Genomic DNA, 21,100 nt, shown 5'->3' with positions numbered 1-21,100 from the left:
GGTTTTTTAATGGCTATAACTTATTTGCTTTCGCAGTCTTTACCCGCAGCAAACTTCGCGTCTTTATCTGCCACCAGCGTTTTCACCAGCTCACCGCTATCGGGGTTTGGCTCCAGCGTAAAATGCCCTTCAACCGTCAGCAACACTGGTTTGCTGTCGTTACCGCGCGCGACGGCATAGTCACGCTCCAGCTGGGCATTGTTCGCCACGCTGACTTTCTTCCCGGTTGCACAGTCCGTGAAGATCGCCGCATCCGCCATGTAGAAATACATCCCTCGCATCGCCATTGGGGTTGCAGGCAGGGTCGCTTTTACCGGGGCCAGCGTGTAGTTGAACTGGGATTCAATCGGATTGCCTTCGCGATCGAGCATCTCCATCCCCTCGCCTTTGGCGCGGAAATACGTTTTATCGCCCGTGGTATCAGTCAATACCAGCTTTTCAGCCGTACGCGCCCATGTTCCGTATGTTGCAAAAGAAGACGGCTCTTTCGCCCCCTGATAGCGCTGGTTCATCACCCAGGTGCCATCTTTTTGCAGGAACAGAGAGGTTTCGATGCCTTCACAATCTGCACATGGCAATACGCCGCGCCAGCTCTGCTGCATCGGCTTCAATTCTTCGTTTTGCGTTGGCTGTAGTACCTGTGTTTCTGAACGGTTGTTACAGCCAAAAAGCGCGAACAGGCTTGTCACGGCCAGCGCTGATAATAATGCTTTTTTCACAATACATTCCTTATGAAAAAGTGTGTCCCTTTCGTCACATTACGGGTGACGGACTTTGCCACGCAGTGACTTTACGGTGGATTTCTGCGCCTTCGATGACAACCGACGTTCTTTCGATGCCCGCGTTGGACGTGTTGCCCGGCGACTTTTTTGTACAGCCGTCAGCTCTTTTATGACCGCCGCCAGTCTGGAAAGTGCCGCTTCCCGGTTCATTTCCTGGCTGCGATATTCCTGCGCTTTAATCACAATCACACCTTCACTGGTGATCAGATGATGGCTGGCGGCGAGCAGGCTTTCTTTATAATACTCTGGCAGGCTGGATGCCCGGATGTCAAAGCGCAAATGGATAGCCGTTGAGGCCTTGTTAACGTGCTGCCCCCCTGCGCCCTGAGCACGGATGGCGGTGATCTCCAGCTCGTGATCAGGGATGCTGACGTTTCGGGACAACTCAATCATGATACGGGCTGCCAGGCCGTGAGATGAATTTCCAGATTATTCTGAGAATCGGAAAGCCAGATGGCGCCGTCCTGAATCGTTGCCTGAAGCGCCATTGTCCGGCTGGCGAACGCGCTCAGCTGTGCCAGTTGTTCATCATCCAGATACCAGACGGTAAGATTTTTGAACTGCGCACATTTATTTTTGTTTTGCTGCCACCAGATCTCCGCCGCGCGATGGTTATAGGCAAACAACGCCACTTCAGCTGACTGGGTGCACGCCTTTTTGATCCGGCGTTCATCCGGCAGGCCAAGCTCAATCCATAAATCGATACCCAGATGATCGTTGCGCAGCCAGGCTTCCGGTTCATCTTCCGCGCTTAAACCACGGGTAAATTGCAGACGCTCGTCGGCATACTTAATCCACGCCAGCAGGCGCAGCATCATGCGCTCCTGGGTTTCAGAAGGGTGACGCGCCAGCGTCAATGACGCATCCAGAAACTGGTTACGGTCAAGATCCGCCACATTAACCACAGCTTTATAAATTGTCGCTTTCAGCGCCATGAGAGAACTCCTTTCGAATCAGGCGTACATTGTAGCGAAAACCGCAGCAAAAGGCTGTTACGAGGTGGTGGCACCCCGTTATCAAGGCGCTGATATTGCTTAAATGAGTATGGTATAGTCACCTTGCTAAACCGAGTTTAACTTCGTAGGCTTAATGATATCTCACAGTAAGTCAGTACGCTGGCAGGAGGTGATGTGAATAATTATTGTGAGTTGATTCGCAGACGGTATGCGGAAATTGCCAGCGGAGATCTGGGGTACATCCCGGATGCGTTGGGCTGTGTATTGAACGTGCTGAATGAAGTGGCCTCTGATGAGAGCCTTTCTGAATCGGTCAGGGAAAAAGCAGCGTATGCTGCGGCGAATTTACTGGTGAGCGATTATGTCGATGAATGATATCTATCAACCCATCAATTGTGATGACTATGACAACCTCGAACTCGCCTGCCAGCATCATTTAATACTGACGCTGGAGCTAAAAGATGGCGAAGTGCTAAAGGCAAAGGCCAGCGATCTGGTTTCCCGTAAAAATGTGGAATACCTGGTTGTGGAAGATGCAGGTGCAACGCGTGAGCTACGCCTCGACAAAATTGCCAGTTTCAGCCATCCGGAAATCGGCACCGTCGTGGTGAGCGAATCCTGATAACCAACGGGCAGCCAGGCTGCCCGTTACGCTTTCCATTCAAAATTGACACCCGCTTCAGCCCACCCTTCCTGGGTAATAAACACACCTGCCGCCGCGATGAGCGTGTCGCCGTAAAACAGAAGCGGCGTGGTATCACGTCGCCAGGGCGGAACGTTCTGTTCCTGCCAGATTTTCTTCAGTTTACGCCCGCCGTTACGCCCAACGATATGCAGCATGCCGCTGGCCCTGAAGCGTATGGTGACGTTCTCGTCCGGCTCAGGTAGACGCACATTGCCCGAATGGCTTAACGCAACGACACCGGCATTCAACGGTAGCGTTAATGCTTTTTCCGGCGACGGCCAGTCAAGCACAACGTCAGCCAGCGACGGCACAGATTTCACCCACCAGAGTTGCTCTTTATAGCGCCTGACGTCATAACCATTCAGGCGTATACACGGTGCGGCATCTTCCCGCGCCTGTGCAACTTCTTCCCAGATACGGTTGAGCATCGCCCGGGACGGCATAACCGCACGGTGGGAAGCCAGCCAGCGACGAATCAGAGCAGCCCGACGCACGGGGCTCATCACTTTCAACGGCGCAATGTTAAGGGCACCGTCAGCGGTAGTCAGCGTATTCAGCTCCCCGCTCAGCAACTCATCCAGCAAGCTTTCCTGTTCAGCACAAAGCATGGCACTTCTGGCCACCGCTTCGGAAAAATGGGCCCAGCGCTCACTCAGCAGCGGTAAGACGCGCAGGCGCAGGAAGTTACGGTCGTAACTGTCGTCCTGATTGCTTTCGTCTTCAATCCAGCGCAGATGATGTTGCTGCGCCCAGGCTTCCAGTGATGCGCGCGTCTCACCCAGTAGCGGGCGGATGAGCTCTGTTTCAGCAAAACCAGCACGCTCAGGCATGGCGGATAAACCCGCAGGCCCGCTGCCCCGCTTGAGCGCCAGTAAAAACGTCTCGCACTGGTCGTCCAGATGCTGCGCGGTGACCAACGCTTCTCCAGGCTGTAACGCGCCGGAAAACGCGGCGTAGCGGGCTTTGCGCGCCTGCGCCTCAATACCCAGCCCTTCATCCTCAAGCGTGACGCGTTCAACGATTAGCGGGATCGCCCACCCTGAGCACACCGCTTCGCAGTGCGCCACCCAGTCGTCGGCATGGGGGCTTAAGCCGTGATGGATATGCATCGCCCGCAGCTGGACGTCAGGCTCACGGTCGCGCCAGAGCTTAAGACGGTGCAGCAAAACGGTGGAATCCAGGCCACCGCTGAACCCCACCAGCAGCTGGCGGTAGGGTGAAACGGCGTGCGCGATAGCGGGTAAGGTCATAGGAAATTACACATAAAAAATGCCCGAACTGAACGGGCATTATCACACATGACGGCGATTACTGCTGATAAAGCTCCAGCGGCAGACCGTCCGGATCGTTGAAAAAAGTGAAACGTTTATCGGTGAAGGGATCGATGCGAATTGCTTCACAGGCCACGCCGTGGGCTTCCAGATGCTTTACCGCGCTGTCCAGGTTATCGACGCTGAAGGCCAGGTGGCGCAGGCCGCAGGCTTCCGGGCGCGAAGGACGCGCTGGCGGGAAAGGAAAAGAGAACAGTTCAATCACATATTGTCCGTTTAACGCCAGATCGCCTTTCCAGGAATCGCGCTCCTCGCGGTAGGCCTCGCTCAACAGCGTAAAGCCGAGAATGTCGCAGTAAAAGGCCTTACTTTTCGCGTAATCGGTGGCAATGATCGCAATATGATGAACAGCTTTTAAACCCAGCATAGTTTCTCCTTTTTATGGTGCCCTGAACGTTACAACCGACAACCCGCCCCTGGCAAGCGGCCCCTTTTATTTTAGGACTCTCACCCAGTACACGCCGTTATCATCGCGTTTCGCACCGTGAATATCCGTCTCAAAGCCCGGATAGTGGCGCCCTATCGAACAGAGCATCAGCAGGAAATCGAGCACCGCCCGGCTCTCCTCGGTGATCATCTCGCCCGGCATCAGCAGCGGTACGCCCGGCGGATAAGGCAGGATCATGTTGGCTGATACCCGCCCGACCAGGTTCTCCAGCTCAATGGTTTCAACCTCCCCTTTCACCTGGCGCTGCCACGCCCTGTGCGGCGTCAGCTTCATTTCAGGCAGAACATCAAATGCCTGCAGCATCAGGCGCGGCAGATCGTGCTGGCGGATCAGCCTGTGGATCCCCTGGGCCAGATCCTGAATACGCATATTGCGGTAGAAGTCAGGATCTTCCGCGTAGAGATCCGGCAGCATATTCTTCACCCGCAGGTTAAGATCGTATGCGCGCTTAAACTCCATCAGTCCGCGCAGCAGCCCCATCGCGCGGGTTTTATCGATCCCGATACTGAACAGGAACAGCAAATTATAGGGGCCGGTTTTCTCCACCACCACGCCGCGCTCATCAAGGAACTTCGCCACCAGCGCAGCCGGGATCCCTTCCTCACCCATCACACCCTGCTCATCCATACCCGGCGTCAGGATCGTCACCTTAACCGGATCAAGGAACATGTGGTCCGCATCAGCATCCCGAAAACCGTGCCAGCTCTCCCCCGGCGCGACGGGCCAGCATTCTGCCTCATCAATCTCTTCCGGCTGCCAGATATCAAAGAACCAGCCGTCCGCTTCATCTTTAAGTCGCTGAACCTCTTTTCGGAAATGCAGCGCCCGCTCCACCGAACGATTAATAAGGCGTTTCCCGGGATTACCGCGCAGCATCGCCGCCGCCGTTTCGATGGACGCCACAAGCGGGTAGCTGGGCGACGTGGTCGTGTGCATCATGAAGGCTTCGTTGAAGGTGTCCTCGTCGTACTCACCCTTGATGTGAATGAGAGACGCCTGGGAAAACGCGGCCAGCATTTTGTGCGTCGACTGCGTCTCGAAGAACACCTTGCCCGGCACCCGCTCGCCGCTCATCCCACTTTTACCCGAGTAAATCGGGTGGAAATTGGTGTAAGGCACCCACGCGGAGTCAAAGTGAATCGACGGCACGTCCAGCGTCTGCTTGATCCAGTTCGTGTTGTAAAGCAGCCCGTCATAGGTGGAGTTGGTGATCACCGCATGCACAGGCCAGCTTGCCTCGGGGATCGCCGCGATCTTATTTTCAATGGCTTCATGCGCGAACTCACGGCGAGGAATGCCGCCGAGGATCCCCAGCGCATTACGCGTGGGAGACAGCCAGAGCGGCACGACGTCACTCATCATCAGCAAATGCGCCAGTGATTTATGGCAGTTCCGGTCAATCAGCAGGGTGCTACCGGCAGGCGCGGCATACATGCCGACGATCTTGTTCGATGTCGAGGTTCCGTTGGTCACCATGTAGCTCTGCTCGGCACCAAAGGTCCGGGCGATGTACTCTTCGGCTTCCAGATGCGGGCCGGTATGATCCAGCAGCGAGCCCAGCTCGGTCACTGAAATCGACACGTCCGCCTTCAGCGTATTGCCGCCAAAGAAATCGTAGAACAGGCACCCTACCGGGCTTTTTTGATAGGCCGTTCCCGCCATGTGGCCTGGCGTACAGAAGGTGTACTTCCCTTCATTCACATAGGTGAACAGCGCACGCGTTAACGGCGGGGTGATGTTATCAAGGTATTCGCCGGTGTACTGCTGAATGCGGGTCGCAATGTCCTCGGCAACGCCGAGTGAGTATTCGAAGAACCACAGCGCCATACGCATATCGTGGGCGCTGACGTCCATGGTCGAGTGAGTGTTGATAAAGGCGTACAGCGGAAGATATTCGTTGAGCTTATTGATCTCGCTGCACAACTCCATGTCGTATTCGTCCCAGTCGAATATCACGCCACATATACGCGGATTGTGTTCGATGAATTTCAGCAGGTCGGCGCTGTTTTGCGGCCAGATTAGCTGATATCCGCGTGCTTTAAGGGCTTGCTCCAGCTCCTTGATGGGTTCGTCTTTATAAAAGACGCCGTGTGGCCCCATGATGGCAATGATGTTCATGGTTTACCTCCTTGAAAAACATCAGATAAGCATAGTTAAGGTAAACGGCAGGTATAAAAAAAGCCGCAACAATGTGCGGCTTTTAGGATAATTGTGAGGCTTACGCGTAACCGTAGGTCATCAGACGCTGATAACGACGGTTGAGCAGATCTTCTGTGCTCAGCACGTCCAGATCAGCCAGGTCTGCCAGCAGCTGCGCTTTCAGGGAAGCAGCCATCACTTCCGGCTTACGGTGCGCGCCACCCAGCGGTTCAGGGATAACGGTGTCGATCAGCTTCAGCTCTTTCAGACGTGGGGCAATGATGCCCATCGCTTCCGCAGCCAGCGGCGCTTTATCGGCACTTTTCCACAGAATGGAGGCACAGCCTTCCGGAGAGATAACGGAATAGGTGCTGTACTGCAGCATATTCACTTTATCGCCCACGCCAATTGCCAGCGCACCGCCGGAACCACCTTCACCGATAACGGTACAGATGACCGGCACTTTCAGGCGAGACATCTCACGCAGGTTGCGTGCGATGGCTTCAGACTGACCGCGCTCTTCTGCGCCAACACCCGGGTAAGCACCCGGTGTGTCGATGAAGGTGATGATTGGCATATTGAAACGCTCAGCCATCTCCATCAGACGCAGGGCCTTACGGTAGCCTTCTGGTGCTGGCATACCGAAGTTACGACGGATCTTCTCTTTGGTTTCACGGCCTTTCTGGTGACCAATGATCATCACCGGACGTCCATCAAGACGCGCGATACCGCCGACGATAGCTTTATCGTCAGCGTATGCGCGGTCGCCTGCCAGTTCGTCAAATTCGTCAAACGCCAGGCGGACATAATCCAGGGTGTACGGACGCTGTGGATGACGCGCCAGCTGGGCGATCTGCCATGCGCCGAGATCGGCAAAGATTTTGCGCGTCAGTTCTACGCTTTTTTCACGCAGACGATGCACTTCTTCGTCGATGTTAATATCCAGTTTTTCATCCTGACGGCTTACGGCTGTCAGAGAATCGATTTTCGCTTCCAGCTCTGCAATCGGCTGTTCGAAATCAAGGAAATTCAGACTCATAGTATTCCTGTATTAGTCAAACTCCAGTTCCACCTGCTCCGAACCAATGAGGCCACGGAGATCGTTCAGTAAACGATCGCTCGGAGAGACACGCCACGTTGCACCAAAGCGCAACCGCGCACGTGCATCCGCCCTCTGATAGTAGAGATGTACTGGAATGGTCCCCGAGCGGTGGGGTTCCAGAGACTGACGGAGTCGGTTTAAAAGCTGGTCATCAATTTGCCTGTCCGTCAGCGAGATAGCAAGCCCGCGAGCATATTTTTCCCGGGCTTCGTCAATGTCCATCACTTCGCGGGCGGTCATTTTAAGCCCCCCGCTGAAGTCATCAAAGCTGACCTGTCCGCTGACGATAAGTATGCGGTCTTTTTCCAGCAATTGCTGGTATTTATCCAGCGCGTCGGTGAACAACATCACCTCCAGACGCCCGGAACGGTCATCCAGGGTACAGATGCCGATACGATTGCCGCGCTTGGTGACCATTACCCTTGCAGCAATCACGAGCCCCGCAGCCGTGGTGATTTTACCACGTTCTGTCGGATGCATGTCTTTAAGCCTGTGGCCGCCGACATAGCGCTCAATTTCTTTCAGATATTGGTTGATCGGGTGTCCCGTCAGGTACAGGCCTAACGTCTCACGCTCCCCATCCAGCACCACCTGTTCTGGCCACGGCTGGCAGTTGGAATAGGACTGCTCGATCTGCTCTGGCTCTTCCGCCAGCACACCGAACATATCCGCCTGACCAATGGCTTCCGCTTTAGCATGCTGATCGGCCGCTTTCAGCGCATCGCCGAGCGAGTTCATCAGCGCGGCGCGGTGTGGCCCCAGCCGGTCAAACGCACCGGACATGATCAGTTTTTCCAGCACGCGCCGGTTCAGTTTTTTGGTATCGGTGCGGGCGCACAGGTCGAACAGCTCGCGGAAATAGCCGCCGTTGTTACGCGCTTCGATGATCGCCTCGATCGGCCCCTCACCCACGCCCTTGATCGCGCCGATCCCATAGACGATTTCCCCGTCATCGTTGACGTGGAAATGGTACAGGCCCGAGTTAATATCCGGCGGCAGGATCTTCAGCCCCATGCGCCAGCACTCGTCCACCAGGCCAACCACCTTTTCGGTGTTGTCCATATCGGCGGTCATTACCGCCGCCATAAACTCAGCGGGATAGTGAGCCTTCAGCCACAGCGTCTGATACGAAACCAAAGCATAGGCGGCGGAGTGGGATTTGTTAAATCCGTACCCGGCGAATTTTTCCACCAGGTCGAAGATTTTCATCGCCAGTTCGCCATCGACGCCGTTTTTCTTCGCCCCATCTTCAAAGATGGAACGCTGCTTGGCCATCTCTTCCGGCTTTTTCTTACCCATCGCACGACGCAACATATCTGCGCCGCCAAGGGTGTAACCAGAAAGCACCTGGGCGATCTGCATGACCTGTTCCTGATACAGGATGATGCCGTAGGTTGGCTCCAGTACCGGCTTCAGGCTTTCATGCTGCCACTGCACATCCGGATAGGAAATCTCTTCGCGCCCGTGCTTACGGTCGATAAAGTTATCTACCATCCCCGACTGCAACGGGCCCGGACGGAACAGGGCCACCAGCGCGATCATATCTTCGAAGCAGTCTGGTTGCAGACGCTTAATCAAATCTTTCATGCCGCGGGATTCAAGCTGGAAGACGGCTGTCGTCTCGGAGCGTTGCAGCATGTCGAAACTTTTCTTGTCATCAAGCGGGATAGCCGCAATATCCAGCGGCGGCTCGCCGTTCTTCTCACGGCGGGCGTTGATCATCTCCAGCGCCCAGTTGATGATGGTCAGCGTACGCAAACCAAGGAAGTCGAACTTCACAAGCCCGGCGTATTCAACGTCGTTCTTGTCGAACTGGGTGACCGGATGCTGGCCCGCTTCATCGCAGTACAGCGGCGCGAAGTCGGTGATTTTGGTCGGGGCAATAACCACGCCCCCCGCATGCTTACCGGCGTTACGCGTGACGCCCTCCAGCTTGCGCGCCATGTCGATCAGCGCTTTCACCTCTTCGTCGGCTTCGTAGATTTCCGGCAGCTGAGGTTCAGCTTCAAAGGCTTTCGCCAGGGTCATGCCCGGATCGGGCGGCACCAGCTTAGAGATTCGATCGACAAAACCGTAGGGGTGGCCCAGAACGCGGCCCACATCGCGGATAACCGCTTTCGCCGCCATCGTACCGAAGGTAATGATCTGTGAAACCGCATCACGACCGTACATATCGGCCACGTGCTCAATCACCTGGTCGCGTTTTTCCATGCAGAAGTCGACGTCAAAGTCGGGCATGGAGACACGTTCCGGGTTGAGGAAACGTTCGAACAGCAGGTCGAATTCCAGCGGATCGAGGTCGGTGATTTTCAGCGCATACGCCACCAGCGAGCCGGCACCTGAACCACGGCCCGGGCCAACCGGTACGCCGTTATCCTTCGACCACTGGATGAACTCCATTACGATCAGGAAGTAGCCAGGGAACCCCATCTGGTTGATCACCTGGAGTTCAATATCCAGACGCTCGTCATATTCAGGACGCTTCTCTTTACGGACCGCTTCATCCGGGAAGAGGAATTCCAGACGCTCTTCAAGGCCCTCTTTCGATTTCATGACCAGGAAATCTTCCGTGGTCATGTCGCCCGTCGGGAACTGCGGCAGGAAATATTCGCCGAGACGCACGGTGACGTTGCAGCGCTTGGCAATCTCTACACTATTTTCCAGCGCTTCCGGGATGTCGGAGAAGAGCTCACACATGTCCTCTTCGCTGCGCATGTACTGCTGCGATGAGTAGTTGCGAGGACGTTTCGGATCGTCGAGGGTGAAGCCGTCGTGGATAGCGACGCGAATTTCATGCGCGTCAAAATCGCCCGGCTCAAGAAAGCGCACATCGTTGGTGGCCACTACAGGCAGGCCACGCGCTTCCGCCAGGGCGACGGCCGCATGCAGATAGCTCTCTTCGTCTGCACGCCCGGTACGGATTAGCTCCAGGTAATAGCGATCCGGGAAATGCTCTTCGTAGAACGAGACGCACTGATCCACCAGCGCGTTGTTCCCGCGCAGCAGACATTTGCCGACATCCCCCATACGACCACCGGAGATCAGCAGCAGACCTTCGTTCAGCTCCGCCAGCCAGTCGCGGTCAATCCATGGACCCAGCGCGCCGTAGCCGCGCTGGTAGGCTTTTGAGATCAGCAGAGTGAGGTTCTGATAGCCCGTGTTATTCATGGCTAACACGGAAATTTGCGTCATCTCATCGCCGAGCAGGTCGCTCTGCACGTGGAAATCCGCGCCGACGATGGGCTTTAATCCTGCGCCATGCGCCGTTCCGTAGAACTTCACCAGGCCACACAGGTTGGTAAAATCGGTGATCGCCAGCGCAGGCATGCCAAGCGAGGCCGCCTTCTTTACCAGCGGCCCGGTCTTTGCCAGCCCATCGATCATGGAGTAGTCGCTATGCACCCGCAGGTGTACGAAACGTGGTTCAGCCATCTTCAGATCCCGCGTTACTTAATTGCTTGCGTCTTGATTCAGGACACCAGTCCCAGCGCGCGTTTCACCGGGCCAAAGCTGCGCCGATGATGTTCAGTTGCGCCATGTTCAGCCAGCTTTTCCAGATGGAAAGCCGTTGGATATCCCTTGTGCTGGGCGAAACCATACACGGGAAAAGTGAGGTCCAGCGCGGCCATTTCGGCATCGCGCGTCACTTTGGCAATGATTGACGCCGCACTGATTTCCGCGACGCGGCTATCGCCTTTAACAACAGCCATTGAAGGCATCGGCAGCGTCGGGCAACGGTTACCGTCGATCAGCACATACTCAGGCACAATCTTCAGGCCAGCAACGGCACGCTGCATCGCCAGCATGGTGGCGTGCAGAATGTTCAGATCGTCGATCTCATCCGGCTCTGCGCGCCCGAGACTCCAGGCCAGCGCCTTCTCTTTAATTTCATCGAACAGCGCCAGGCGGCGCTTTTCGCTCAGTTTTTTCGAGTCGTTCAGGCCAGGGATCGGGCGGGCTGGATCGAGGATCACCGCCGCGGTCACAACGGCACCCACTAACGGACCACGACCGACTTCATCCACACCGGCAACGAGGTGGGTATGGGGATAAATAAATTCCATCATTATGCTAACTCCAGCACCGCATCGGCCGCCTGCTCATCAGCATTACAGCGGATCAGTTGATGCAGTTCACGGAAAGTATCATGCATCTGGTGGCTGGTTTTACCGTTGGCCAGCAGCGGCAGTAATGCATCAGCCAGTGCCTGCGGCTGGCATTCATCCTGCAAGAGTTCTTTCACCAGCTCGCGACCTGCAAGCAGGTTTGGCAGGGATACGTAGTCTGTTTTTACCAGACGTTTTGCCAGCCAGAAGGTAAATGGTTTCATGCGATAACCGACCACCATTGGGCATTTTGCCAGCATACACTCCAGCGCAGCCGTGCCGGAAGCCAGCAGTGCGGCATCGCTCGCAAACATGGCTTGCCGTCCTCTCCCGTCCAGCAGGCGGACGTGAAGATCCGGGGCAACCTCGGCTTTTATACGCTCAAACTGCTCGCGGCGTTTGGCATTCACCAGCGGCACGACCACTTCAAGGTCTGGGTACGTCTTGCGGAGAATTTGCGCCGTTTTCAGGAAATCGGCACTGAGCATTTCAACTTCCGCACCCCGGCTCCCTGGCAGCAGCGCCAGACAGTGCACATCATGCGGGATGCCCAGTTCGTCACGCGCCGCATTTTTATCAGGGTCCAGCGGCATGGCATCCGCCATGGTATGACCGATAAAACGGCACGGGACATTAAACCTGTCGTAAAACGCTTTTTCGAAAGGCAGAAAAGCCAGCACCAGATTGGTGGACCGTCCGATTTTGAAAACGCGTTTCTGTCGCCACGCCCACACGGACGGGCTGACGTAATGGATAGTTTTGATCCCCTGCTTTTTCAGGTTCCCTTCAAGGGTAATATTGAAATCAGGTGCATCAATGCCGACAAAGACATCGGGCTTGAGGTCGGTAAAGCGGCGGGTAAGATCGGCGCGAATATGCAGCAGGCGACGCAGGCGGCCCAGCACCTCGACGATGCCCATCACAGCCAGCTCTTCCATTTCATACCAGGCTTCACAGCCTTCGGCCTGCATCAGCGGCCCAGCCACGCCCACAAAGCGGGCATTGGGTACACGGGCTTTAAGCGCGCGGATAAGACCTGCACCAAGAATATCGCCGGAGGTTTCTCCGGCGACCAGGGCGATAGTAAGCGGACGACTGTCGACCATTAACGAATCAGACCACGGGTTGAACGTTCAAAGAATTCCATGAACGTTTTCACTTCAGGGTGCTTATTCGCCAGCTCGGCAATTTCCGGCTTCGCCTCTTCCAGCGTTTTACCGCTACGGTACAGCAATTTGTACGCATTGCGGATCGCGGTAATCGCTTCGCGGCTAAAGCCACGACGCTTAAGGCCTTCAATGTTCACGCCAAACGGCGTGGCATGGTTGCCCTGCGCAATCACAAACGGTGGGACGTCCTGCGCCACACCGGAGCACCCGCCGACCATCACGTGTGCACCGATGATGCAGAACTGATGGACTGCGGTCATGCCGCCAATAATTGCGAAATCATCGACCGATACGTGCCCCGCCAGCGTTGCGTTGTTGGCGAGAATACAGCGGCTACCCACGGTACAGTCGTGCGCAATATGCGCATTAACCATAAACAGGTTGTCGCTGCCCACCTTCGTCAATCCACCGCCTTGCGTTGTACCACGATGAATGGTGACGCTTTCGCGAATGCGGTTACGATCGCCGATTTCCACGCGGGTCGGTTCGCCAGCATACTTAAGATCCTGGTTAACTTCGCCGATGGAGGCGAACTGATAGATCTCATTGTTGCAGCCAATGGTGGTATGACCATTCACGACAACGTGAGATTTCAGTACTGTACCCTCACCAATTTCGACATGGGGTCCAACAATACAAAACGGGCCAATGTGGACGTTTGCGCCAATGATGGCACCCGTTTCCACAATGGCGGTAGGATGAATAAAGGCGGATTTATCAATCACGTATCAGGCCTCCCGGCTACGCGCACACATCATTGTCGCTTCGCAAACAACTTTGCCGTCAACCATAGCTACGCCTTTGAAGCGAGTCAGGCCGCGACGCGTTTTTTCAAAAGTGACTTCCATGATCATTTGATCACCAGGCACGACCGGACGCTTGAAGCGCGCTTCATCGATACCCGCGAAGTAATAGAGTTCACCCGGCTCCAGTTTACCTACGCTTTTAAACGCCAGAATACCGGTAGCCTGTGCCATCGCTTCCAGGATCAACACACCCGGGAAGATAGGTTTACCAGGGAAGTGCCCCTGGAAGAACGGCTCGTTAACGGAGACATTTTTCACTGCGCGCAGAAAACGACCTTCTTCAAAATCCAGCACACGGTCTACCAGTAAAAACGGGTAGCGGTGCGGCAGAAGTTCTAAAATCTCTTCAATATGCAGAGTATGAGTGTCAGTAGTCAAAATACTCTTCCTGTCAAATGTACTAAGTAGCAATAATAACACGGCCTGCCGGTTTATAAACAAAGCCGACAGGCCGGGAAATTTAGCGTTAAACGGATGAACGCTTAGTCTTGTTGATCGATTTTGCGCTCAATCGCTTTGAGTCGCTTGCTCATATCATCAATATTCATCACCAGTGCAGCTGTTTTACGCCATACCTTGTTCGGTTGCAGCGGGATACCGGAGGAATAAACGCCGGGCTCAGTGATGGGACGCATCACCATACCCATCCCCGTCACCGTGACTTTGTCGCATATTTCCATATGGCCATTGATCACGCTGGCACCGCCTATCATGCAGTAACGGCCTATTTTCAGGCTGCCTGCCATGATAACACCACCCGCAACTGCGGTATTGTCGCCAATCACAACGTTATGTGCAATCTGGCACTGGTTGTCTATGATAACACCGTTACCAATAATGGTGTCGTCAAGTGCACCACGGTCAATGGTTGTGCAAGCGCCGATCTCAACGCGATCGCCGATAATCACGCGACCCAGCTGCGGGATCTTAACCCAGTTACCCCGATCGTTGGCGTAACCGAATCCGTCAGAACCAATCACCGTGCTGGACTGTACGAGGCAATTCTCGCCAATCTCAACCTCATGGTAGACAGAAACATTGGCCCACAGACGAGTCCCTGCGCCAATTTTCGTATTTTTTCCAACAAAGCAGCCTGGCCCAATCACCACGTTATCACCCAGCACAACGCCGGATTCGATAACGGCGTTTGCGCCGACTGCCACGTTGTTACCCAGCTGAGCCGTTGGATCAATCGCAGCGCTGGCTGCAATGTTCTGCGCCGGCTGCGGCGTGGTATCAAGAATTTGGGCCATGCGTGCATAGGTCAGGTAGGGATTTTTCACTACCAGTGCAGCGTTAGTGGCAAACGGAAGATCGTCCTGCGTCAGAACAACGGCAGACGCCTGGCACTGAGCCAGGTGTTCACGGTACTTAGGGCTTACCATGAAGGTAATAGTGCCTGCTTTAGCAGATTGCATGGACGCAACAGCGGTGATGACGATATCGCCATCACCGTGTAATTCTGCATCCAACTGCTGAGCTAAATCAGCCAGTCGAATTGAAGGCATTACTTATTTAACCTGTTTCAGAACATCAGCGGTGATGTCTTTAACATCGCTGCTGTTGAATGCAACGGCGTTCGCATCAACAACCAGATCGATGCTCTGATCGGCTGCTACTGCTTTAACGGCAGACTGAATACGCGTCACCAGCTTGCCACGCTCTTCGTTAGAACGACGCTGACGATCCTGCTCGAAAGCCTGCGCTTTCTGAGAGAAGGTCTGGCGCTGAGACATGACATCTTTTTCCAGTTTGCTGCGCTCGCTCGCTTTCATGGTAGAACCATCACGCTGTAAACGCTGCATCTTGGACTGAAGATCACCTTCCATACGTTGCAGTTCGCTCGCACGGCCTTTGAATTCGTTTTCCAGCGTTGCAGAAACGCCCGTTTTCTGTGCAACCTGCTGGAACAAATTACCCATGTTGACGATTGCAATTTTGTCCGCTGCCTGAGCAGAAGTTGCCATCGCTAAACCGAGACCTGCAGCTAATAACCACTTTTTCACAATTAACTCCTTACCATCCCATTGGCACCCGAGGGGTGCCGTTCTTTGCGTGGCAAGGCGACCGTTTTACCGATCGCCGGTTGTCAGCGCTACACTGCCAACGCATTCCATTGCAGCGGATTATTACCAGGTTTTACCAATGTTAAACTGGAACTGCTCCGCTTTGTCTCCATCGTATTTCTTGAACGGCTGGGCGTAGGAGAAGACCAACGGCCCCAGCGGTGACATCCATTGTAATGCGATACCTGCGGACATGCGAATGTTGCCCGGATCGCTGTAGTCCGGAACGCCCGCTGCACGCATCTGGGCGGTATTCTCCCAGTTGGTATCCCACACCGTACCTGCATCCATAAAGAAGGAGGTACGGACAGAGTTCGCGTACTTATCACTGATAAACGGCGTCGGCGTGATGAACTCGAGGCTCGCCACGGCCATGGCGTTACCGCCTACCGCATCATCAGAGCTACAGACTTGTTTTGAATCGCGGCTTGCGCAGTTATCTTCGTCATTACCGCCGTAGTAAACCGCTTTCGGACCAATGTTATTGGACTGGAAGCCACGAACGGTGCTTGAACCACCGGCGTAGAAGTTCTCATAGAACGGCAGCTCTTTGCTTCCGATACCGTCACCATAGCCCCAGCGGGTACGACCCAGTACGACCCACTTGTGGTCGTCATCAATTGGGAAGTAGGACGCCGTATCCAGAGTGACCTTGTAGAACTCGTTATCCGAGCCCGGGATCGTCACCTTACCGTTCAGGTTAACGCGTGAACCTTCCGTCGGGAAGTAGCCACGGTCAAGACGGTTGTAGGTCCAACCGTAGTTGAAGGTGAAGTCATCCGCGGCGAAACCGTTGTCATCGCTGGACGTACTTGCAGACTGACCGATGGAGTCCAGGTAACGCCACATCGCCACCTGCGGTTGCATGTTAGACAGGTCGTTATGCACGTACCCTAAACCTGCACGCAGGGTGTTGTATTCGTTAACCGGGAAGCCGAGCGTACCATCCAGACCGTAACTCTTGTTGGTATACGAGGAGAGGTCCGCGTCGTCTGCTTTAAAGTCGTTATAGAAGATACGACCACCCAGGCTTACACCGTCCACGGTGAAGTATGGGTTGGTAACGGAGAACTCAGAGTAGGTCTGGTAGTCGTTTTTCGTCCCGTTGATACCGACAGAGTAACCCGTACCCAGCCAGTTATCCTGCTGAACGCCGACCTGGAAGCTCACGCCACTTTCAGTACCGTAACCAATACCGAAGTTGAAACTACCGGTATTACGTTCTTTAACTTTATAAACAACATCCACCTGATCCGGACGACCTGGTACACGCTGAGTATCGGTATCGACCGTTTCGAAGTAGCCCAGACGGTTCAGACGCTCTTTACCCTGGTCGACCAGATCGCTTCCCAGCCATGCCCCTTCCATCTGGCGCATTTCACGGCGCAGAACGGAGTCTTTAGAGGTATCGTTACCTTCGAAGCGGATTTTACGCACGTAGAAACGGTTGCCCGCATCAACGTTAACGTGAAGCTTAACAGTCTTATCCGCGTCGTTAATTTCCGGCTGCGTTTGCACACGCGGATACGCATAACCATAACGGCCGAGCAGCTTCTTAATGCTGTCTTCCATTTTGGTGACTTTAGATCCGCTATACAGATCGCCCGGCTGGATTTTGGTCAGAGATTCAATTTCAGCAGAATGTCCTGCCAGGTTGCCGCTGACTTCAACACCTGAAAGCGTGTATTTATCGCCTTCTGTGATGTTAACGGTAATGTAGATACCTTTCTTGTCCGGAGTCAGACTCACCTGAGTTGAATCGATGTTGAAACGGGCGTAACCGCGATCCAGATAGTAGCTGCGCAGGGTTTCAAGGTCACCCGCCAGTTTCTGTTTCTGGTATTTACGATCGCCTACCACGTTCCACCACGGCACTTCGTCACGCAGCTGGAAGTTGGAGATCAATTCGTCGGTGCTGAACGCGTGGTTACCCACGATGTTGATCTGCTGGATCTTCGCAGAAACACCTTCCTGGAAGACCAGTTTCAGGTCAACACGGTTACGTGGCAGCGGTGTAACAACCGCTTTAACGCTCGCGCTGTATTTACCGACGCTGTAATAGAAATCTTCCAGACCTTTTTCAATGTCTGCAAGGGTTGTGCGGTCCAGAGATTCCCCCACACGAACACCCGATGCCTCAAGGTTCTGCTTGAGCATGTCATCTTTCACCGACTTGTTGCCGGAGAAAGTGATGCTGGCAATCGTTGGACGTTCTTTTACCTGAACCACCAGCGTATCACCATCGCGCAGGACGCGGACGTCCTCAAAGTTGCCAGTGGCAAACAGAGCACGGATGGTGTTACTGATATCTTCATCATTAACCGTATCGCCGGGGCGCACAGGCATACTGAGGAGGGCCGCACCAACGGCGACACGCTGAAGGCCTTCGAAATGAATATCTTTCACTACGAACCCGTCAGCACCGTATACGGTCGCGCTGCTAAACAGCAGCGACGCTATGAGCAACTTTTTCATCGCCATCGTTATTATGCGTTCTTCCTAACTAACTCTCTTACAACCGAGAGAAATCATTGAAAAGTGCAAGCCCCATTAACAGCACCAGCAAAATCGAGCCAATGCGATAACTAAAGTCTTGAACTCGCTCGGATACCGGTCCGCCTTTTAGCTTTTCAATCGCTAAAAACAGCAGATGGCCCCCATCTAATACGGGAAGCGGGAACAGGTTGATTATCCCCAGGTTCACGCTAATCAGCGCAAGGAACATGAGATAGTAAATCACCCCGAACTCCGCTGACATCCCAGCCCCCTGAGCAATCGAAATTGGCCCACTGAGGTTGTTCAGTTTCACATCACCGGTTATCAATTTCCCCAACATGTTGACCGTAAGCTTCATCAGCTGCCATGTTTTATCCGTGGCCTCAACGATGGCGCTAAACGGCCCATACTGGCGTATTGTCTTGTACTCATCTGGCAGTGGGATCACTTTCGGCACAACGCCGGCAAACCCTTCCGCCTTACCGCCGCCCGATTTGGTATCCGGGGTGAGGGTCAGTGAGAGCGAACTCCCCTGCCTTTCCACTTCCAGCGCGAGCGGCTTGCCTGGATTATCGCGCACCAGAGTAACAAAGGTCATCCATTGTGTTAATGGCTGACCATCGACTTTAACGATCCTGTCACCCGCTTGTAAACCTGCTTTACTCGCTGCCGAATTAGACTGTACTTCGGCTAACACCGGCTCGATCTGCGCGCTGCGCGGGCGAATCCCCAGTGTAGCGACTGGATCTTCTTTGTCTGGCTCAAAGCGCCAGTGGCGTAAATCCAGCACTTTTTCCTGCCGCTGGTCGGAACCAAAAGGCGATACGCTGACGGTTGTCTGCTCATCACCGATTTTCGCAACCAGTTGTAACCTCACGGCATCCCAATCAGGGGTTTCGATACCATCAATCGCTTTAAGTTCCATTCCCGGTGTAATTTGCGCCGTTGCCGCAATGGAACCCGTGGTGATTTCACCCACAACCGGGCGTACGCCAGGCACGCCGATAATAAACACCAGCCAGTAGGCGAAGATAGCGAAGATGAAATTGGCTACCGGTCCGGCAGCGATGATGGCAGCACGTTGGCCAACAGTTTTATTGTTGAACGCGCTATGTCGAAGTTCCGGGGCGACAGGCTCAACGCGTTCGTCGAGCATTTTGACATAGCCGCCCAGGGGGATCAGAGCAATGACAAACTCGGTGCCATGCTTATCGGTGCGCTTCCAGAGCGATTTGCCAAAGCCAATCGAGAATCGCTCTACCCGCACACCACAGCGCCGGGCAACCCAGAAATGGCCAAATTCATGCACGGTAATCAGTACACCCAATGCAACAATGAACGCCGCCAGATTCCAGAGAATGCTCAGCATAAAACCTTCCGTTATATCGTCCCAAACACCAGTAAAAGCAGGCAAGCAAATACGGGAACAGCCGCGGTAAGGCTGTCAATGCGATCCAGTATTCCGCCATGTCCTGGAATCAGGTGACCACTGTCCTTAATCCCTGCTTCACGCTTAAACATGCTCTCGGTTAAATCACCCAGTACCGATGCCAGCGCCGCGAAAATCGAACATACCAGCAGCGTGGAGGGGGCAACCTCAAGATTCGCCCAGACGCCATAGCCCCAGGAGATAATCGCTGCCGTAAACAGGCCGCCGATGAAACCTTGCCAGGTTTTGCCCGGAGAAACCTTTGGCGCCAGTTTATGTTTGCCAAACAGTTTACCAAACATATAGGCTCCGGAGTCAGCCCCCCAGACGAGAATCATCACATAAAGCAGCCATATTGCGCCGCTGTAGTGGTTTTCGTCATAGTGCCAGGCGCGCAGCGCAACCATACCCCAGAAGAACGGAACAATCGTGAGCAGACCAAAAATAAGGCGCAACACTTTAGAGTTACGCCAGATCGCCGCAGAGCCCGGGTAGAAAAGCACTAAAACAAGCGCAGCAATCCACCAGGCCAGCGATATCCATAAGGATCCGGCAACCAGCGGCTGGTGAACATCGTGATGATATTCAGGCAAGGTATACAGCATCAGGGCCAGTAAAAAACCACAGAGTACCGCCAGCCATACCCGCTGAGTGCGCGAGGTAAAGCCGCTAAGCTGCCCCCATTCCCACGCGGCGAGCATACACACCACCAACGTAACAATAGCGAATCCCACCGGAGGCAGTAAAAACAGCGCTGCGATAACGACGGGTATTAATACAAAAGCGGAAATCAGGCGATACTTCAGCAAAAGCTACCCCCATCAGGCGTTATCGCCACCAGGCTCGGTGCCGCCGAAACGACGCTCTCGATTGGCAAAGGCATGCAGCGCACCTTCAAAGTCTTGTTCATCAAAATCTGGCCAAAGAACATCCGTAAAGTAAAGTTCAGCGTAGGCAATTTGCCACAGCAAAAAGTTACTTATGCGATGCTCCCCCCCTGTCCTTATAACCAAATCCACGGGAGCCAGTTCATTCATGCAGATTTGCTGACTCAGCGCCTCTTCATCAATCTGGTCGGGTCTTAACAGCCCTTCCTGAACCTGCTCAGCCAAATGCCGAACCCCCTGGATAATATCCCAGCGTCCACCGTAATTCGCCGCGATATTGAGCGTCAGGCCGGTATTATTTTCCGTCAGCGCTTCAGCTTTGCGAATCCGTTCCTGCAAACGTGAGTTAAAACGACTGGTTTCGCCAATAATACGCAAGCGGACGTTGTGGCGGTGCAGGCTTTTTACTTCACTATCGAGCGCCCACACGAACAGTTCCATCAACGCAGTCACTTCTTGCGCAGGTCGATTCCAGTTTTCACTGCTAAAAGCATAGAGCGTTAACGCATCAATGCCGTTATTGGCGGCAAAAGAAACGGCGCGGCGAACAGATTTCGCCCCGGCTTTATGCCCAAAGGCTCGTATCTTCCCTTGTCTTTTCGCCCAGCGGCCATTGCCATCCATGATGATTGCAACATGGCGACAGCCATGTGCTGGCAAGTTTTCGCTTATTGGTTGATTCGCAGACAACATAACGC

20 protein-coding genes are annotated in these 21,100 nt (G+C 54.3%); 2 read left to right on the top strand and 18 right to left on the bottom strand.

Annotation, left to right across the window (positions count from 1 at the left end; all coding sequences use genetic code 11):
* Positions 1–20: 20 nt before the first annotated feature.
* The 3 genes from nlpE to ACNQ0T_RS12465 are packed head-to-tail and all read right to left on the bottom strand — an operon-like array spanning position 21 to position 1,717.
* The gene (gene nlpE, locus ACNQ0T_RS12475) at positions 21–719 is read right to left on the bottom strand and encodes an envelope stress response activation lipoprotein NlpE (protein WP_006810026.1); all 699 of its coding nucleotides are present in this window, start codon (positions 717–719) and stop codon (positions 21–23) included.
* 39 nt (positions 720–758) lie between these two features.
* Entirely contained in the window at positions 759–1,175 is a 417-nt protein-coding gene (gene arfB / locus ACNQ0T_RS12470; RefSeq protein WP_022647119.1) for an alternative ribosome rescue aminoacyl-tRNA hydrolase ArfB, read from the bottom strand.
* Entirely contained in the window at positions 1,172–1,717 is a 546-nt protein-coding gene (locus tag ACNQ0T_RS12465) for a YaeQ family protein (RefSeq protein ID WP_048965726.1), read from the bottom strand. Before ACNQ0T_RS12465 ends, arfB begins: the two co-directional genes overlap by 4 nt.
* Before the next feature lie 195 nt (positions 1,718–1,912).
* On the opposite strand from ACNQ0T_RS12465, the gene ACNQ0T_RS12460 reads away from it, so the two are divergent.
* Together ACNQ0T_RS12460 and rof are read left to right on the top strand one after the other, a co-directional pair.
* Positions 1,913–2,113, top strand: coding sequence for a YaeP family protein (locus ACNQ0T_RS12460; protein WP_003856146.1), 201 nt, complete (start codon positions 1,913–1,915; stop codon positions 2,111–2,113).
* Positions 2,100–2,360 carry a Rho-binding antiterminator gene (gene rof / locus ACNQ0T_RS12455; protein WP_023305471.1) on the top strand — a complete coding sequence of 87 codons (261 nt, stop codon included), beginning with the start codon at positions 2,100–2,102 and terminating at the stop codon, positions 2,358–2,360. Before ACNQ0T_RS12460 ends, rof begins: the two co-directional genes overlap by 14 nt.
* A 26-nt stretch (positions 2,361–2,386) precedes the next feature.
* Here rof and tilS read toward each other — a convergent pair whose 3' ends face one another.
* From tilS to ispU, 15 genes are all read right to left on the bottom strand, one after another.
* Positions 2,387–3,673: a tRNA lysidine(34) synthetase TilS gene (gene tilS, locus ACNQ0T_RS12450; RefSeq protein WP_105323027.1), complete on the bottom strand. Its 1,287-nt coding sequence runs from the start codon at positions 3,671–3,673 to the stop codon at positions 2,387–2,389.
* 58 nt (positions 3,674–3,731) lie between these two features.
* A complete protein-coding gene (locus ACNQ0T_RS12445; RefSeq protein WP_022647115.1) occupies positions 3,732–4,121 on the bottom strand; it encodes a VOC family protein in 390 nt (129 codons plus the stop codon).
* 66 nt (positions 4,122–4,187) lie between these two features.
* Complete coding sequence (locus tag ACNQ0T_RS12440) at positions 4,188–6,320, bottom strand: lysine decarboxylase LdcC (protein WP_193132240.1); 2,133 nt, start codon at positions 6,318–6,320, stop codon at positions 4,188–4,190.
* A 100-nt stretch (positions 6,321–6,420) separates the two neighbouring features.
* Positions 6,421–7,380 (bottom strand): acetyl-CoA carboxylase carboxyl transferase subunit alpha, encoded by a 960-nt coding sequence (accA, locus tag ACNQ0T_RS12435; RefSeq protein WP_003856154.1) that lies wholly within the window; start codon positions 7,378–7,380, stop codon positions 6,421–6,423.
* 12 nt (positions 7,381–7,392) lie between these two features.
* On the bottom strand, positions 7,393–10,875 hold the full coding sequence (gene dnaE, locus ACNQ0T_RS12430; RefSeq protein WP_193132241.1) for a DNA polymerase III subunit alpha: 3,483 nt from the start codon (positions 10,873–10,875) through the stop codon (positions 7,393–7,395).
* Positions 10,876–10,913: 38 nt separating this feature from the next.
* Complete coding sequence (gene rnhB, locus ACNQ0T_RS12425) at positions 10,914–11,510, bottom strand: ribonuclease HII (RefSeq protein ID WP_193132242.1); 597 nt, start codon at positions 11,508–11,510, stop codon at positions 10,914–10,916.
* Positions 11,510–12,655: a lipid-A-disaccharide synthase gene (gene lpxB, locus ACNQ0T_RS12420; protein WP_193132243.1), complete on the bottom strand. Its 1,146-nt coding sequence runs from the start codon at positions 12,653–12,655 to the stop codon at positions 11,510–11,512. The genes rnhB and lpxB overlap by 1 nt, the downstream gene beginning before the upstream one ends.
* The gene (gene lpxA / locus ACNQ0T_RS12415) at positions 12,655–13,443 is read right to left on the bottom strand and encodes an acyl-ACP--UDP-N-acetylglucosamine O-acyltransferase (protein WP_003856164.1); all 789 of its coding nucleotides are present in this window, start codon (positions 13,441–13,443) and stop codon (positions 12,655–12,657) included. The genes lpxB and lpxA overlap by 1 nt, the downstream gene beginning before the upstream one ends.
* A gap of 3 nt (positions 13,444–13,446) precedes the next feature.
* Complete coding sequence (fabZ, locus tag ACNQ0T_RS12410; protein ID WP_003856165.1) at positions 13,447–13,902, bottom strand: 3-hydroxyacyl-ACP dehydratase FabZ; 456 nt, start codon at positions 13,900–13,902, stop codon at positions 13,447–13,449.
* 104 nt (positions 13,903–14,006) lie between these two features.
* Positions 14,007–15,032: a UDP-3-O-(3-hydroxymyristoyl)glucosamine N-acyltransferase gene (gene lpxD, locus ACNQ0T_RS12405; RefSeq protein ID WP_022647110.1), complete on the bottom strand. Its 1,026-nt coding sequence runs from the start codon at positions 15,030–15,032 to the stop codon at positions 14,007–14,009.
* A 3-nt stretch (positions 15,033–15,035) separates the two neighbouring features.
* Positions 15,036–15,530: a molecular chaperone Skp gene (gene skp / locus ACNQ0T_RS12400; protein ID WP_006810039.1), complete on the bottom strand. Its 495-nt coding sequence runs from the start codon at positions 15,528–15,530 to the stop codon at positions 15,036–15,038.
* A gap of 123 nt (positions 15,531–15,653) precedes the next feature.
* Positions 15,654–18,071 (bottom strand): outer membrane protein assembly factor BamA, encoded by a 2,418-nt coding sequence (gene bamA / locus ACNQ0T_RS12395; protein ID WP_022647109.1) that lies wholly within the window; start codon positions 18,069–18,071, stop codon positions 15,654–15,656.
* Positions 18,072–18,102: 31 nt separating this feature from the next.
* Positions 18,103–19,455 carry a sigma E protease regulator RseP gene (rseP, locus tag ACNQ0T_RS12390; RefSeq protein ID WP_022647108.1) on the bottom strand — a complete coding sequence of 451 codons (1,353 nt, stop codon included), beginning with the start codon at positions 19,453–19,455 and terminating at the stop codon, positions 18,103–18,105.
* Between the two features lie 11 nt (positions 19,456–19,466).
* Complete coding sequence (gene cdsA / locus ACNQ0T_RS12385; RefSeq protein ID WP_003856175.1) at positions 19,467–20,324, bottom strand: phosphatidate cytidylyltransferase; 858 nt, start codon at positions 20,322–20,324, stop codon at positions 19,467–19,469.
* A gap of 12 nt (positions 20,325–20,336) precedes the next feature.
* A complete protein-coding gene (gene ispU / locus ACNQ0T_RS12380; RefSeq protein WP_003856176.1) occupies positions 20,337–21,095 on the bottom strand; it encodes a (2E,6E)-farnesyl-diphosphate-specific ditrans,polycis-undecaprenyl-diphosphate synthase in 759 nt (252 codons plus the stop codon).
* Positions 21,096–21,100 lie beyond the last annotated feature (5 nt).

The sequence above is a fragment of the Enterobacter cloacae complex sp.6700776 genome, assembly GCF_048284255.1.
GTDB lineage: Bacteria > Pseudomonadota > Gammaproteobacteria > Enterobacterales > Enterobacteriaceae > Enterobacter > Enterobacter intestinihominis.
This window is presented reverse-complemented; position numbering and strand designations above follow the sequence as displayed.